Genomic DNA, 17,556 nt, shown 5'->3' on the forward strand with positions numbered 1-17,556 from the left:
ATCTATCGATCCTTAAATTCAGTCTTCGGGAACAAAACTTAGCGACAACATCTTCTTCGGGTCAAATACATCTTGCGCTATTTCCAGCAGCCCTATATTAGTCAAGTCCTGAATTTTTTCAATTACTTCGTCCAATAAGATGACACGATCATAGTCCATCACGTTTTTCGCGGCAGAGATAATCATACTCATACGGTTCTCTTCGGTCAAAGCAATCTGACCAATAAATTTCTGCTTCGCCTTTTTTACTGCAGTTTCGGATAGCGGTTGCTCGGTTAGCTTCGCTAGTTCTTTAAAGACGAGTTTTTTAGCTTTTTCAACTTTTTCTTCATCGGTACCGAGGTAAATACTAAATAACCCTGTATCCGAAAAAATAGTATAATTAGATTCAATGGTATAGGCTATTCCATATTTCTCCCGAATAGAAAGATTCAGAATAGAACCCATTCCCATGCCGCCAAGCATATTGTTCAAAAGCAACAGCCCTGTCTTACGCTCATCACGATAACCGTAAGCCAAAGATCCAAGCATGTAATGAACCTGATTAATTGGTTTTGCAACTGCAAGATGCTGTTCAATAATTGGATTGACATCGTTTCTCATCCGCATAATTGTATTTGCTGGAACACCACCAAAGATCTTGTGCAACAATCGCTCAACTTCTTTTAGCGTATAATTACCTGTGATACCAATAACCATTTCATTTGTATCATAGTTTGCCTGCATAAAGTCTACGATATCGCCCTTTTGTAGTGCGAGAAGCTGATCTTCCAGTCCCAAAATATTGTGTCCTAAACCCGACCCCTGAAAAACCAGATCCTCAAAATCGTCTACAATAGACTCTTCTGGGCTATCCAGGTAAGACGCCATTTCATCTACAATGACAGATTTTTCTTTATCCAATTCTATATCGGGAAAAGTGGAATGAAAAAAGATATCTTCAAAAAGATCTAAGGCACGACTTAAATAAGGCTGAAGAATAGAGGCATGTACACAGGTATATTCCTTCGTTGTATAAGCATTCAAATCTCCGCCAACGGATTCCAAATGATTTATAATCTGTTGTGTAGAGCGTCTTTCTGTTCGTTTGAATAAAAGATGCTCAATAAAATGGGCTACACCATATTTTCCAGCAGACTCATCCCGAGACCCCGCATTGATGACCATGCAGACATGTGTAACCGGTAAATTCTGATATTGAAATACTACGCGTATTCCGTTTGAAAGTCTAATAATTTCGTATTCCATGCAGTATAAACTTGCTGTAACTTCTTTAGTCTATCTATTTTGTGTGCCCGTTAGCCTTGACTATCTCCTCCAAAAAAATATACAATCGTACATTCTTTCGCCACTTTGCTCAATCTTCAAATCATAGGGCACATGAAGTGATCACAAAACTAGGCATTTTTAAACGCAAAACGGTCATAGCGAAATCACTATGACCGTTTTTATATCCTATAGCAATAAGATTATTCAAATTACATACGCGGTGGTCTCATTCCGCCTGGGAATCTGTTCTCGCCTTCAGGGTTCCCCATAGCGAATTTTTGGAACTTGTAGGTAAACAAAATCATAAAATATCGTCCCAAACGGTTGGTACGGCTATCTGTAATCATAGATTCGCTCACTGTCCGGGAAACATTCGTTTGCTGATTCAATAAGTCAAATGCTTGTAAACGTACTGTACCACGTTGTTGACTCAAGAACTTCTGCTCAAGGTACGTATTGATGACAAACGGGTTTGCATTGATACCGGCTCCATAACCACTATTGAATTGCTTCGATAGATCCGCTCCGAAAATTGTAGTTTTTGTGATGTTAACAGAGCCAATCAATGTGGGTGTCCAAGAAGAAACATTCGTCGTACGATTTGTCAATGAATTCTCCGTATGATTAAATTGGTAGCGTACTCCCGGATTGATTTCCAAATTCTCCGAAGGGTTGTATCTAAACATCAAACCTTGATTTAATACAATATTCCGGGCAACGTTCTTTTGACCGATGTTATCATCTTTCTCCGTAGAAACATATCCAATATTTTTGTTGTAGGACACCCCGCCCATTAACATAATATTATATGTTTTTTCTTTCAATGACTTTCCGTAATGATAAAAAGAACTCACATTAAATGGTTTATCGCTTGTTTCATTCAAGTAGCGAGTTTCGGATACTAACGTAGAATTTGTTTGTCCAGTTTGATAGTCCATTAAATCATCAAAATAGCTTTTGCTCAAGCTCACAATCTTGTTGTTAGTCAAACCGGCATTAACGAACGCAAAGAAGTTATTTCCTTTTTGAAAATCATTTTTACGGAACCGTACATTCAATTGATGGCTAAATTCCGGATTCAGATTGGCGTTACCGATTACGATACTGGTCCGATTTGTACTCATATCAAAGGGCAAGATCTGCGTTACTGAAGGCTCATTCGGTGTTCCCGAATAATTGACAGAGATATTGGACTGTCTCGAAAATTTATACTCAAAACGTGCAATAGGCATCCAGTTCATATTGTTGCGATGAATTGGAACGACTAAGCCTGAACTGATCGCATCTCCTCTTAATTGGGAAGGTTGAGCTGCTGCTCCAATGGAATAGGTTATTTTATCGCCACTATACAAATAGTTTGCCCCTATTTTATGTGTTGTGAAGGAATAATCGTAATTATAATCAAAATTCAACTTCGGGTCTTCTGCTATAAGGTTTCCATCGCGGTCAAATCCTTGCTGTTTGTTCGAATTATCATACTTATTTTTGTTGAAATCATAGGTAAACTCTACTTTTCCTTTCTCGGAAACAGGTTCAGTATAATTCACCGAGGCTCCTCCATTCCAACTTTTATTATTAGCTTCCAGAATCGTCTTCTCATAGATCGAATCTAAGGGAGCATTTGCATTGTTGGGATCGGCCAACAACCTATCCAGAATGGCATTCTGATCTTTCGTTGTTTTTGCATTATTGAAGTTCATGTTTACAAAAACATTCCTTCCTTTATCATTAAATTTATGATTGTATAAACCGCTAATCCCAAATCTCGGTGCAGTGGAATTGGCAACAATATCTTGCGCCTGAGAATTATTAAATACACTACTACGATACGTGAGCGAATTCGTACCTGTCGTTGCATCGCTCTTGTCGTAGCCAAACTGAGGCGATATTTTGATATAATCTTTCGTTGTAGGCTTCCATTCGACATTTGCTTCGAAACGATGGCTATCACCAACCGTGTTCGAATTGGATGTCACACTGTCCGTCTGCATTATATTAGGCAGTGTATTTTCCTGAAAACGTTGGGATAGTGTTGTATTGTTGCTATGGCTAAAACTATAGCTACCGTAAACAGTCAGTTTATCATTAAAGTCTTTGCGGTAATTCAGTCCTATGGAACCAATTTTTGTCAAACCGTCCGAGCCACCAAACATACCACCACCTCGGCGGCCGCCACCACCCTGGCCACGGCGGGCGCCACCACCTACAGTACTAAAATCGAATAAGGGGGCATTGGTATTGTTCAAATTCCCCAGCACCGAAATTTGTTCACCTTCACGCATCCCCATCCACATACCGGTAGCCTGATAGCGATCTTCTGTTCCCACGCCAGCCCGTAGGGTAGTCATATGCCCAGTATTGTATTTGGGATCTATCTGAATATTCAACACCTTTTCCGAATCACCGTTTTTATTGCCAGTGACATTGGCCATATCACCATAATCATCGATGACCTGCATCTTTTGGATAATATTTGCAGGTAAATTTTGGGTAGCTGTCTTTACATCTCCACCAAAAAAGTCCTTACCATTAATACGAACCCGCTTTACGGATTCACCTTGTGCTGTAACGTTACCATCTTTATCCACTTCGACTCCCTGTAACTTTTTCAACGCGTCTTCCGCAACGGCGCCATCGCGGAGCTTTAGATCTTTCATGGTATATTCCAGGGTATCACTTTTAACAACGACAGTAGGTACTCCATCAACCACAACTTCCTGCAGCATCTGTGAATTCTGTTGTAAAGTTAAACTTGGAATTATATATTTTGACTCGCCTTTAGGAATACTAAATTCCTTTTCAAAGCGCTCGAAGCCTAAGTTTGAAACGGTAATTTTAAAGGTATCGGATTTGATCTTATCAAAGATAAAAATCCCCGCCATATTGGATCCTGTAGTCATAGAATCCAACTTTGACGTCAGCTTAACCGTCGCCCCGGCAACAATTCGATTCTTGTCATCTTTCAAGATTCCCTGTACGCTATTCGTCTGGCCATAAACAGTCCATCCCATCAGCATACTAAACAACAAAAGCATAAAGCCTCTCATAATATGTATTTTTATATTTCTATAATTGTTAAATCTTTGACACCAAAACTATTGCCCAAGTTTAATATTGAAACAATATGGCCCAGACCGGAACAACTTCTTATTTTGCTAATGAAAATTATTCCATCATATTAATAGTCTAGTGCTCTAAATCTTTACAAAAGAAGACATTATTAGTGTTAATTAATGTAAATGGCCAATATTCACACAGAAGTTACAATAAATAACTCCAAATTTATTTGTAATTTCGGCTATTTTAAGAATCGCATATGCTATTATCATATTATCAGGAGCAGTGGATTGAAGCCGGTTGTGACGAAGCTGGAAGGGGCTGTCTGGCAGGGCCCGTTTTCGCTGCAGCAGTGATTTTCCCAACAGACTATTACCACGATCTCCTTAACGACTCCAAACAACTTAGTGAGAAAAAAAGGATGATGTTGCGGCCAATTATCGAACGCGAAGCTCTCGCATTTGCAGTTGCCAGTGTTTCAGCCGAAGAAATAGATCGCATAAACATCCATAATGCAAGCTACTTAGCCATGCACAAGGCGCTTGATCTCTTAAAAACCAAAGCGGAGTATATCATCGTTGACGGAAATAAGTTTATTCCCTATCAACAAATTCCGCATACATGTATCGTCAAGGGGGATGGCAAGTATCTGTCGATCGCAGCTGCTTCAATTCTGGCCAAAACTTATCGGGATGAATATATGGACAACATTGCTGTGGATTATCCCCACTACGACTGGCTCAACAACAAAGGGTACCCAACAGTTAAACACAGAACAGCTGTATTGGCGCATGGGTCTACGCCACATCATAGAAAAAGCTTTAGAATAACTGATCCACAACTCAAATTATTCTAAAGCTCACACAATAAAAAGAAACAGCAGCTAAGCCGCTGTTTCTTTTTTATTCCCTTTAAAGGAGAAATATATCGCCGCGCCTATTCCCAATACAAGAACAATAGACGAGATTAAAGTCAATACATTACCCAATTTGTGCGACTCTGGATCAAAAACAAATTCTACCTTATGCGTTCCCGCAGGTAACTGCAGTGCTCTTAAGATATAATCCGCACGAATAATAGGCGTTTCCTTTCCATCCACATAAGCTTTCCACCCTTTATCGTAAAATACTTCAGAAAATACCGCAAAGGCATCATTGGCAGATGTATATTCATATTGCATTTTATCGGGATGGTAGGAGGTCAACTTAATCTCTCCTGTCGTTGAAGCATTCGAAGTTTTAGCCTTAATCTCATTTTGATATTGTTGATTCACAAAGGCCTCCTTATGTGGGTCAAACGAACTGATTGCCTGCATTTCTTCGGCATTTCCTTTCACAAAACTTACCCGATCTACAAACCAAGCATTTCCTGCAGCTGTACTTCTTCTTACAATACGTTGTGACTGATTCTGAGGATCTGTCGTAATCAAATAACGTACGTTGAACATATCCAATACATCTTCGTTCAGGGCGCCATTAAATTGATTTTCCAAAATTTCCTGGAAACGCATTAATTTTGCTGCATGGTATCCGCCTAAGGATTTATGGAAGTAGGACGGACGGGCATCCGAAAACGGATCTGAAGTCAAGTCAAGTACGCGGTAGCTTGGATCTTTATCCATTAAGATCAATTGGTCCACTTCACGTTGTTGGAATACTTGCTGTGCTGTAGCACCCTTCTCCATAAAAGATTTGTCATTCAAGAAGCGCTTATCTACACTCCATAAATCAAACAAGAATAAGACGAGCAAAGCCCCTAATAATACACCCTCGCTCAGTTTTTTCTTTAAAAAGACCCAAACGAATCCAAAGGTCAGCAGAACAATGAAAAAGGAACGGTAGGCATCTTTACTCGCGATATCTTTGCGATCCAGAACCAACTGGTTTGCCAACTCTGTCGCAAAGGCCTTATCTCCGATCTGATGCTCTAACATTTCTACCAAATTGCTATGCCCCCCATTTCCAAAATTCAAAAAGAGATCCGGCATTACGGCAATCAACAGACAGACCCCACCGACACCAATAAAGGTATACAAGATTTTTTTATCTAAGTTTGGTATCTCCTTAGCTCGTGTTAACAGTTCATTTACTGCCATAATCGCCATCATTGGCACGGTAATGGAAACCACAACAAGAATAGATTCAACAGCCCTAAACTTATTGTACATGGGGAAATAGTCAAAGAACAGATCCGATACAAGGGTAAAGTTTTTTCCAAATGACAAAAGCAACGCTAAAATGGTTGTTGCCAAAATCCACCACTTGAAGCGATCCTTGACAACAACAAGGCCCAACACAAATAGGAAGAAAACTCCTGCCCCAAAATACCATGGTCCCGAAGTAAAACGTTTGTCGCCCCAATAGGTTGGCATGCCTTGCGCCATCTGGCCAGCTTGAATCTCCGACGCCCCTCCTCGTTCCATTAGGAACTTAGCGACATGTGATTTCTCGTCCAATTGTCCTCCAGTTGAACCACCATAGGCATTCGGAATTAAAAAGGTAATGGTTTCACCAATCCCTTGGCTCCACTCATAGGCATATTCTTTATCAAGCCCTTTCTCTTTAGCATTGTTGTTATCAACCTTCGTGATATTTGCATGCCCACGCGTACTTAATTTACTATATTCCCAAGTCGGCAATAAAATAGATGCATTTACCATCAAAGCGATGACCACTGCAATAATCTGCCTTCCTGAAGCTATAAAAAAACCTTTTAATTGCTTTTGTTTAAGTGCATCGATGAACGTGAAAATCACGTATACCATGAGGACAATCAACAGATAATAGGTTGTCTGTAAGTGGTTGACGCGAATTTCCAGCGAAAGAAACAACGCCAATAATACAGGCCCCCACAATTTACTTCCCCGGTAACACATAATAACCGCAGCAATAACAGGCGGAATAAATGCGATTGCATTGGCCCTTGTTATATGCCCAGCTTCAATATAAATAAAATTATAGGATGTAAATGCAATGGCTATTGCGCCGACTGCGGCAAGCCAGGGTTTGATCCGTAAGACACTAAAAAGGAAATAAGCCCCCAACAAATAAAATAGCACCGTATCCATTGGGCTCGGAAAGGCGATCTTAACCGCTTTTAAGAAATAGGTACCAATGTTATTCTCATTTTCTTGCCAAATTTGATAAGTCGGCATTCCGCCAAACATCGAGTTAGTCCATAAGGGCGCTTTACCATCCTTTGCCTTAAAATCAAATAATTCCTTCTGCGCCGCCTGCGCCTGTACCACATCCGACTGCGCCAGTGTTTTTCCTTGCCAAACAGGGGTAAAATAAAAAAATACGAGCGCAATAAATATCGCAATAACGATCAAATGTGCTGAATTCGCCTTAAACCAATTTTTCATCCGTATAAATTTGTCATTTTAAGGTGATGAATATATCTAATTTATTCAACTTACCAAATAATCGTTCATTCATAACTTGCTTTTCGTTGTATCTATGAACACATTATTCGCGGTTTGATAAATCTCGATGATTTCATTTACCTTCTTAGGTTGTTTAAAAGTCTTAAAAGCCAAACTTAGATAAATTTGTTTTTATATACAATTATAATTATCGCTCAGTGTCCTGTTAACAGCAGGGTATTAACTGTATTGACTCGGCAATCGATCGCTCTTCCTTTTAAATACATAAATAGAAGGTGTCTAGAAAAATCGGGGCAAGCCTTTGGGCACTCAATAGCTGAAATGTTGCCTTAGCGAGGGACACATAAAAAAGGGAGCAAAATTTTTTGCCCCCTTGTAATTAAGATCTCATTTTTACCGCCGTTCCCGTTGCGCCCACCATCATCATTCCTCCTGTTCCTACCGTCTGGAAGTCCAGTCGAACCCCAACGACCGCATCAGCGCCCAAGGCGCGTGCACGGTCTTCAAGTTCACGCAGCGCTGCTTCACGGGTTTCCTGGAATGCGCGTTCATAAGAGTTGGATCTTCCGCCAAAAAAATCGCGAAAGCCCGCCATCATATCCTTGATTGCATTTGCCCCCAGAACCACTTCGGAAGAGACTATTCCCAAATAGCGTTCAATTTGGTGCCCCTCAATAGTACCTGTTGTTGTCAATAACATATTTTATTCTCCTTTTTGAATTAACTTATTAATATTGGATAGCTCACCAAAAACAACCAAAATATCACCCTCTTCCATGATCGTTTCCGATGCGGCAATTCCTGAAGCTTCTTTTTGTTCTTTAGTCACACCATCCTTTTTCATTTCTGTAATTTTCACGGTGGTTAAGACGATCACCTTGTATAAATTCGTCAGGTTCGCTTCACGCAAGGTCATCCCCACGTAACGCGCCGGAACTTTAGTCTCCACAATAGAGTATTTATCCGAGACTTTAAACGAATCGACGATATCAATATTGTCTAAACGCATTGCCAAACGCTCAGCAGCCTCTTCTTCCGGCATGATATATTCATTGATTTCCATGGCCTCCAACACAGTTTTTTGTAAATCTGAAACAATACGACCAATGATGCGTTTAACTTTCAACTGTTTTAAGAGCGCTACGGTCATGAGCGAAGCTCCCTCATCCTCTCCAATTGCAACAATGACAGCATGAGCATCTTTAAGCGGTAATGACGATACCGCTTCTCGGTCGGTGGTATCTAGGCATACCGTGTGCGTTATCTTGTCCTTTAATTGTTCAACGATACTGAGATTTCGGTCGGCACCAATCACCTCATGCCCGAGTTCAGTAAGATGTACCCCTAAAGAACGTCCAAAATGCCCCAATCCTAAAACAATATACTTCATATCTCAAACTAAAATAAATTTACCTTTATTTCCAAGCTATCTTTCAATTTATATGCTCATATTCCGCTGATAAAGCCATCAAATTTAGCCAAAACGGTCACTTGTCTGCTTAAAACAAGATCTTTTCTTCCGGAAATACAATATTTCTCCGGGTTGTATTTTTAATAAAAGCCACCAATAGCGTCAACATCCCAACACGTCCAACAAGCATTGTCAACGCAATAATTAATTTCCCCCCCATACTGAGCGAGGGTGTAATCCCCAAACTTAATCCACATGTTGTATAGGCTGATAGTGCTTCAAAGAGGAGTGCTTTCATACTCTTATCTGGATCAGTAAAAATGAGAACAAAAAAACTGAATCCAACCACAAAAAACGACAATAAAATAATCGCAAAAGCCTTGTTAACAGATTCGCCGGCTATTCGCCTTTTAAAAATCTCTATATATTCTTTTCCTTTAGCCAGCGAAACAATATTCAACAGTGAAACAGCAACGGTAGTTACCTTTACTCCCCCACCAGTAGATCCGGGAGAGGCCCCGACCCACATCAGCAGCATAATCAAAAAAACAGTTGGTGGCCCAACAAAACTCAAATCAACACTATTGTAACCTGCCGAACGTGCGGCATTGGCCATAAAGAAGGAAGTCGCCCATTCCCCATCGATTCCCTTTTCAAGAGAAAGTGTATTCCCTCGCTCCAAGAAATAGAAAAACAAAGTGGCACCTACAATAATAATCGCATTACAGACCAGCACCAATTTAGAATTAAAGCTAAAGCTCCATGCTTTATGCTTATAGTTTTTCTTTGTGATCCATCGGTGATAATAAAGCAATATGGATTCTTTCATATAGGTGTAGAAATTCAATACTATTCCAAACCCCAGACCGCCCAGAATGAAAAGCGAGGACAATGCCAATTGGAACGGATAATTGAATTTATAGGCTTCATGGGTAATTCCTCCAGATAAGATCGAAAATCCAGCATTACAGAATGACGAAATGGAATGAAAGATCGAAAAGAAAACCATGCTCCCCAAATTTGGGAAATTAGCACTTTCCAAGGTACTAAAGATCAGTATCGCTCCAAGAAATTCAAACAGCAGCGTAATAAAGATCATGGTCAATAGGGTTTTAATGACGGAGGCTACTTTATTTTCACCTAAAATTTCACCAAACATCAATTGATTCTTAAATGAAAATCCGCCCGAAAAAAAATAACCAAAAAAACCTGTAAATGTCATAATACCTAATCCTCCAACCTGTATCAAGACGATGACCACAGTTTGTCCAAACATGCTAAAATTGGTTGAAATATCGGCAACCGACAAGCCAGTGATACAAACAGCGCTTGTTGCCATAAATAAGGCGTCCACAAAACTTAATGGAGCTTCTACCGTAGTTCGCGGCAGCATCAAGAGTACGGTGCCGAGCAAGATCAGAACCAGGAAACTGATGACAAATAATATGGTCGGATTAAAATAAAAATTATCAAAGAAAAGTGTGCTCTTCGATAGCTCCGCGATAAAAATTAAATAGATTCCGAGATAAACCCACTGTTCTCTTGAAAAAACAGCGAGTGCTCCAAATCCCGCAAAACGGGCAATAAGAATAAATACAAAGTAAATGAGAATCACCAGGCCCGAGTAATGCTCCACAGCAATTTTTTTGAGTGCGTAAATGGATGACGACTCGCGGAGAGCAATCATGAAAAAGAGCACAAAGAAAAGATAATGAATTGTTTTACCCAGCAATTTCCCTAATGCAGGATCAGTAACATAGCCTACATTAAATAAAACGATTGCAGCGCAAATCATGCTCACATAGAACATGATTTTGTCTACAAGCCCATTTTTATATTTGAAAACAAATCGGATAAAACTTAAAATCGAATCTATCATAATGTCTCAAACTAAGATAAATCTGTCAATAAATGCAAATCTATCTCCGTTGTATTTTTTGGCGCGCTGACTAAACCAAGGCAACCTTTCCACGTGAAACGGATCTTTAATTTCCTGCCCCTTCTTTCTCGAGTTCCTTTTCAGCTTTTTCACGGTCACGCTTCCGTTTCTCTTCAATCTTTGCCGCCTCTTTGGCCTCATCTTCTTTTTCTTCCTTCAGCAACTCCTCAGGCGTTTTGTGCTTCTTAAATATACTTGAAATCATTTTCTTGGCCTTGCTGATTCCCCCAACGACTTTTTCAACTTTTCCAGCTGTGTTCATCAGTTTAGCTTCCCGTTCTGGACCAAGACCGACACATTGCTTAATTCCAACCAACAAAGTCTGCCACATCGCTTTAAAAAATGGATGATTGGGGTCCCTGCGCTTATTGATATGCCCTACCGTATATTTACCGTATAAATCCGGATTGCCCGGATTAAACAACACCTGATTAATCATAAAAGACAGCAGCCCCTTTTTTTCTCGACGACCATCATCACCTGGCTCCGACAGGATATTAACTTTGAGGTCATCATAATCCATTTTAAAGGTTCCTTTACTACGGTAATCGTTAGCCCATATGTCAAATGTAATCTGACTGAGATTGCCCGATTTAACCTCAACATTTAACAATGGCCGGATCATCTTATTAACGACCGTTAGATCCATTTTCCCAAGTGTGCCCTTGTAGGTATAGGCCCCAACTTTAGAGGTCATATCAAAAACAAAATTGGTAGAAAGCTTGCCCGCATTCATAAAATTGCTGCTCAAATTTGCACGCATGAGCTTCTGCTTAAGCAATTTTGTCGAATCATTTGTCACATTCAATATCGTACCATACGTGTGATCAAAAGTAATGGTACCGATTTGACTATACTCATCACTCATTTCAGCATACGTAATTCCTATATTATCTAAAATTAATGAATCAATTCCCAAGCGTGTCGACATCTGCATTAATTTCATGTGCGGAGCATTTCCAATCTGACTGGTTGGTGGGCTTTTATAATGTTTATCACTATAAATCGAAAGAGAACCATTTTTTAAGCGTGCATTTTGTGCATATATTTTCTTATCACGAGAAAGCTCGGCAAAATTGAATCCCGTCAAAAGCAGGGTATCCATTTTCAGCACCATATAGCTTCCACCTTCACCTTTCTTCCGGTAATAAGCAGCCTTATTCAGCGTCGGCTGATAAGCAACTTTAGTCAAGAGGACATTGCGATTTTTACTATTGATTTTCAACTGATCAAAGTTTACTTTATAAAACCCGTCCGGAGTTTTATAGGTAAAACCAGGAACCTCAATATCAATCATTTTCGTATGATAAAAGCGCTGCTTGTCTCGCTCAGAAGTCGAATCGATTAAAACGTCATCTATACGAACCTTGACCTTCTTGACTTCGAAATCTTGATACACCCCTTTTTGGACCTGCGTATATTTAAAATCGATATCATTCAAATTGACAGCCCGAACCTGAATTTTTTTCAGATTATCCTTTATCTTCTCATACAATGGTTTTTTAGGCCCCCTACTCACCGTATCGTTATAACGGTGTACCTCATTGATGACATGAATCGTTGGTGTTTCGACGGTGATATCATTCAAAAAAAGTTCCTTATCCATTAATACCCTTCGGATACCAAAGCTTTTTATTTTCAGCCTATTGATGGAAATTTCAAAGCGGTTATCTGGCGCTTTTTTGACCAACTCCAACTTTTTATATACGGAACTGTCTGAGACGAGCTGCAGATTGTCTATTGTTATATTGCCTAATAATAGGTTGACGTGGATATCGTCGTATGTAATAGTATACAAATTGTCCGTTGCTTGAGACACCAGCTGCTTGATTTTAGTATCTAAAAGGGGCTTCCACTTACTGCTAAAATACCAAATACCACCAGCCAACGCCAGTAGGATAAACGCTACAATACCAAGAATCCATTTGAAAATAGGCTTCATAAAGTCACAATCTCTTTGTAATTTCGTCTTTATTTTATTGAATAACAAACAAAATTAAGCCCATTTTGTTTGAATTACGACTAAATAAAGTGAATATGCTGCGTAAAACACAACTATTTTTATTTCTTGTACCACTATCTCTACTTTTTTTAGGTTCCTGCACCAAAACAAAGCATGAAACGGGCTTCTATTTTTGGAAGACCGTATTTCAGTTAGATACCGCAGAAAGCCGCTCCTTAAAAGAAATTGACGCGAAATCTATCTATGTCCGCATCATGGATATTGATCTCGATCCATCCGGTGTACAAGCCGTCCCTATTAGCCCCATTACGTTTACGCAACCTGTCCCCAAAGAACAGCAATTGATTCCTGTAGTATTCGTCAACCAACGTGTTTTTGCAGAGATGGATAGCCTGCAGATCAGGGGAGTGGCAAATAAGATTGTTCCGTTTGTGACGGCTAAAATACAACAAGCCGGGAAAGAAAAATTTACCGAACTCCAACTGGACTGCGATTGGACAAAGACATCCCGTGATAAATTTTTCTATCTGCTCAGCTATTTGCAGCAATTACCGGCATTAAAAGATGTTATCGTGAGCTCTACGCTGCGGCTCCACCAAGTCAAAAATACGGTCACCAGCGGAATTCCGCCTGTGAAAAAAGCGATGTTGATGTGTTACAACATGGGAAATCTCAGACAATTTGGCAATCAGAACTCCATTTTAAATCAACAGGACCTCAAGACCTATCTAAGCGGAACATTACGCAACTATCCCATGGAAATGGATATTGCATTACCGCTATTTCAGTGGTTTGTCGTTTTCAGAAATAATAATTACATCGGTATTTCAAAACATATCAACGAAGAGGATATTAAAGACTCGGCGTTATTTACCCATAACCCCAATACGAACCTCTATATTTTAACAAAGGATCTCCCAAAAGCAAACCTTAAAAAGGGAGATGTTATACGTTTTGAATCCATCAATCAGGATGAACTCCTACAAACGGCAAAATTTTTGAAGGGAGAGCTGAAAGGAAAAGAACACCGGATTATTTTTTATCATTTAGATCAAGCTACACTAGCAAACCATGGCAATGCCGAATTACAAAAAATTATTGCTGCTTTCTAGCACTACATTAGCTTTCTTCTTTGGAGAGATTGCAACCAATATCGCCTGTGGTCCTGAAGTGGATCCTTACGACAATCAAACGACATATTATCTCCCCAATCTGGAGGACAATGGATTTTCTGCCTTTCAATTCATCCCCTACCAATTTCTTTATACGGAGGAAGCACCAGTCAAAGAAAGTTTAATCAATTCCGAAACTTGGGTGAAGCACCTCGGTTCCCAGGTCAAGGTTAAGGATGTCGAGCAATTGATGTACAACAGCAACGCTGCAACCGCTAATTTAGCGAGCAATCAACAAAAGTCGACTTGGATCAACCTGCCAGATTCCATTAAAGGAAATACGTTCTTAAGCACATTGATTGACGGAAAACATGAAGCTGAACGCGCTTATTTTATGTTCACCAAAAAGCAGGAACCCATCACGAATATTCAACATAACTATTGGGATCCGGATACCCGAAATTTCAAAGAAATCACACAATTAGCTGAACTCGCCGAACAGCAGATCCCCAAGTACCCCAAAAATAGCTTTCTCTATATCCGCTATGCTTATCAAGCTGCCCGTTTATATCTATTTGGGCAGGAATACGCCAAGAGCATGACGATTTATGAAAAGTACCTGCAATCTGCTAAGGGAGACGAAGCTATCCTCAATTGGGCACTGTCCAACTATGCGGGGGCTGTCCGCAAAAATGGTGATCCTGCAAGGGCAGCTTATCTCTTTTCCAAATTATTCACCGCCAGTCCGGAAAGGCGTATCCTCGCATATGCTAATTTCCATTATATTACAGCCAGCGATGCCGAGATATTTCAATATGCAAAAAATGATGCCGATAAATTCAACATCAATGCGATCATTGGCTTTGGAACAAGTGACTATGCCCTGAAATATCTGAGCGACTGCTATCAGCTCGATCCTGCTAACACCGTCAATGCGGTACTATTAGGACGCGAAGTCAATAAGATAGAAACAGAAATGAACGAGTCTTTTTACCTCAGTAGCGATAATTATAATTACTACAGTAAAAATGACGATAAAGGAAAGGTTAAACTACATCTGGATTCGCTCCGCAATTTTGCGCTAAAACTTTATCGCGACAAAAAATATGTTCAACCCCAATTGGGCCTTATTACTGCTGCCTACCTAAGTTGGATGAATAAGGAAAATGCTTTAGCAAAAGAATACCTTGCTGGAATAAAAGAGACTGACCTCAGTCCAAAATTGATTGATCAGCTTCAAATTACCCGATTGCTCACACAATTGACGGACTGGCAAAGCAGTAAGCAACTGGATGAAGTTCAATTGACCAAAACCTTATCGTGGTTAGAAGAAAAAGCAAAACTAGATGGTAAAGAAGATATCCGCAAACAAAACTGGGGTTATAGTGCTTTTGAATACAGCAACTATAGTTTAATCTGCCGGAACATTTTACAAAATCTTGTTGTAAAACACTATTTGAACACACAAGACACCGCTATGGCTAGTTTAGCTGCTGTAAAGGCAGATGCTTTTTACAACTATGGCTTTGTGAAAGACTCATTGGAAGATAATATGCAGTGGACAACAATGCACTTTTGGGAAAATAGCCTTACACCTAAAACGCTGTTAAAAATAAGGAATTTATTGTCGGACAATTCCCAACAGAACACCCTGTCTAAATTCTTATTGAAAGATATCAAACATTTTAATAGGGATTATCTCACCGAATTATTGGGTACAACTTATTTGCGCGAACTGGATTTCCAAAAAGCAGCAAAAACTTTAGCAGCACTTCCTAAAGACCATAAAATAAAGGAAATTAAAAACTGGTATAGCACGGATGAAGATGACATCAAACCCAACCCCTTTATTGTGACGATAAATGACTATCCAAAAAAATACGGAAAGGAAAATACAACCAAACTAAAATATGCTGAACGGATGGCGCGGTTGGAAAATGCGATAAAAACGGAAAAAGATAATCAGAAAAAAGCGGAATATTACTTTCAAATGGCTACAGGTATCTATCAGACAAGTACCTACGGCAATGCATGGTCCATCGTATCCTACGATTGGTCATCGACAGATAACCATGCTCCCTCAACACTCCATTGGCAACGAAACTACCTACAGACTAAATCGGCAAAGGAATGGTATAGCAAGGCGCGCGCGCTCAGTTCCAATAAAGAATTCAAGGCTAAATGCACTTTTATGCTGGCCAAATGCGAACAAAAGGATTTTGTTTATACCAATGAATCGCGTTGGCAGTATTATGATTCACCTTTGAAAAATCCTTTTTACCGCTTTTCAATGCAAAATAGGTACTTCAAAGAATTGAGCACACAATATAAAGATACCCCATTCTTTACCATCGCGTCAAAAGAGTGTACCTATCTTCGCGACTTTTTAAACTTGACACAAGCGATACAATAAGGGCTGCCGCCTACCTTGCTTTATAAAAATATAGCGCCTNNAGGCGCTATATTTTTATAAAGATTAAGATCTACTATCTTCATTATGATATATACTGAGGTAGCTATCATAGCGGGAACTCTCAATATAGCCTTCTTCCACAGCCTCCATAATGACACAACCGGGTTCATTGATATGCCTGCAATTATGAAATCGACATTGATTCATCAACGCGCGCATCTCTGGAAAAAAATGGGATAGCTCCTGTTTTTCTATATCGACAATTCCCAACTCACGAATACCAGGCGTATCAATTAACTTCCCTCCAAAAGGAAGATCAAACATTTCAGCAAAAGTAGTTGTATGCTTTCCTTTGTCAGACCAATCGGAGATTTCACCAGTTTTCAACCCGTATTCAGGAACGATTGCATTGATCAACGTTGATTTGCCAACCCCAGAATGACCTGATACCAAGGTTATTTTATCTTTAAGCAGTTGCTTGACAACGTCGATATTGGTACCGGTTAACGCAGAAACCTCGAAACAGGGATAGCCAATATGTTCATAAATAGCTTTATAGTCTGCCAATATCTCCAACCCTTCATCACTAAAAAGATCCAATTTATTGAAAATAATTACGGCAGGAATTCCGTAGGCCTCCGTTGTTACTAGAAAGCGATCGATAAAACCTAAAGATGTTGGCGGCGAGGCAAGTGTCACCACTAAAAAAGCTTGATCCAGATTTGCTCCGATAATTTGAGTTTGCTTAGACAGATTGACGGATTTTCGAATGATATAATTTCGACGAGGTTCCAGTTCGTGAATGACCGCACTATCCTGATCAGGTTCCACATTAAAATGTACCCAATCCCCCACAGCAACAGGATTAGTCGTTTTTATTCCTTTAGTACGAAACTTTCCTTTAATACGACAATCGTATCTTTTATCATCTTCGCCCAAAACTTGATACCAACTACCTGTCGATTTAGTTACCAGTCCTCTCATAAATCCTGTTGCATTAAATGTGT

Annotated in this window: 11 protein-coding genes; 3 read left to right on the forward strand and 8 right to left on the reverse strand. The window is 39.7% G+C overall.

Features of this window, described 5'->3' with window-relative positions; all coding sequences use genetic code 11:
• Positions 1–18: 18 nt before the first annotated feature.
• A complete protein-coding gene (locus tag B3600_RS10015; protein WP_286752833.1) occupies positions 19–1,248 on the reverse strand; it encodes a M16 family metallopeptidase in 1,230 nt (409 codons plus the stop codon).
• A 230-nt stretch (positions 1,249–1,478) separates the two neighbouring features.
• Complete coding sequence (locus B3600_RS10020) at positions 1,479–4,316, reverse strand: outer membrane beta-barrel protein (RefSeq protein ID WP_286752834.1); 2,838 nt, start codon at positions 4,314–4,316, stop codon at positions 1,479–1,481.
• Between the two features lie 269 nt (positions 4,317–4,585).
• On the opposite strand from B3600_RS10020, the gene B3600_RS10025 reads away from it, so the two are divergent.
• Positions 4,586–5,182, forward strand: coding sequence for a ribonuclease HII (locus B3600_RS10025; protein WP_070560938.1), 597 nt, complete (start codon positions 4,586–4,588; stop codon positions 5,180–5,182).
• A 27-nt stretch (positions 5,183–5,209) separates the two neighbouring features.
• Here B3600_RS10025 and B3600_RS10030 read toward each other — a convergent pair whose 3' ends face one another.
• The 5 genes from B3600_RS10030 to B3600_RS10050 all read right to left on the reverse strand — a co-directional run bounded on the left by B3600_RS10030 (position 5,210) and on the right by B3600_RS10050 (position 13,003).
• A complete protein-coding gene (locus tag B3600_RS10030; protein WP_286752835.1) occupies positions 5,210–7,690 on the reverse strand; it encodes a YfhO family protein in 2,481 nt (826 codons plus the stop codon).
• 400 nt (positions 7,691–8,090) lie between these two features.
• On the reverse strand, positions 8,091–8,411 hold the full coding sequence (locus B3600_RS10035; protein ID WP_046673052.1) for a YbjQ family protein: 321 nt from the start codon (positions 8,409–8,411) through the stop codon (positions 8,091–8,093).
• Positions 8,412–8,414: 3 nt separating this feature from the next.
• Positions 8,415–9,101, reverse strand: coding sequence for a potassium channel family protein (locus B3600_RS10040; protein WP_046673051.1), 687 nt, complete (start codon positions 9,099–9,101; stop codon positions 8,415–8,417).
• Between the two features lie 109 nt (positions 9,102–9,210).
• Positions 9,211–11,001, reverse strand: coding sequence for a TrkH family potassium uptake protein (locus B3600_RS10045; RefSeq protein WP_286709827.1), 1,791 nt, complete (start codon positions 10,999–11,001; stop codon positions 9,211–9,213).
• Between the two features lie 106 nt (positions 11,002–11,107).
• Positions 11,108–13,003: a hypothetical protein gene (locus B3600_RS10050; protein WP_286752836.1), complete on the reverse strand. Its 1,896-nt coding sequence runs from the start codon at positions 13,001–13,003 to the stop codon at positions 11,108–11,110.
• A 95-nt stretch (positions 13,004–13,098) separates the two neighbouring features.
• On the opposite strand from B3600_RS10050, the gene B3600_RS10055 reads away from it, so the two are divergent.
• A complete protein-coding gene (locus tag B3600_RS10055) occupies positions 13,099–14,136 on the forward strand; it encodes a hypothetical protein (protein WP_286709825.1) in 1,038 nt (345 codons plus the stop codon).
• Positions 14,096–16,549: a hypothetical protein gene (locus B3600_RS10060; protein ID WP_286752837.1), complete on the forward strand. Its 2,454-nt coding sequence runs from the start codon at positions 14,096–14,098 to the stop codon at positions 16,547–16,549. The genes B3600_RS10055 and B3600_RS10060 overlap by 41 nt, the downstream gene beginning before the upstream one ends.
• A 63-nt stretch (positions 16,550–16,612) precedes the next feature.
• Here B3600_RS10060 and rsgA read toward each other — a convergent pair whose 3' ends face one another.
• Positions 16,613–17,533 (reverse strand): ribosome small subunit-dependent GTPase A, encoded by a 921-nt coding sequence (gene rsgA / locus B3600_RS10065; RefSeq protein ID WP_286752838.1) that lies wholly within the window; start codon positions 17,531–17,533, stop codon positions 16,613–16,615.
• Positions 17,534–17,556 lie beyond the last annotated feature (23 nt).

It is taken from the genome of Sphingobacterium sp. UBA2480 (assembly GCF_002341965.1).
GTDB classification, from domain to species: Bacteria; Bacteroidota; Bacteroidia; order Sphingobacteriales; family Sphingobacteriaceae; genus Sphingobacterium; species Sphingobacterium multivorum.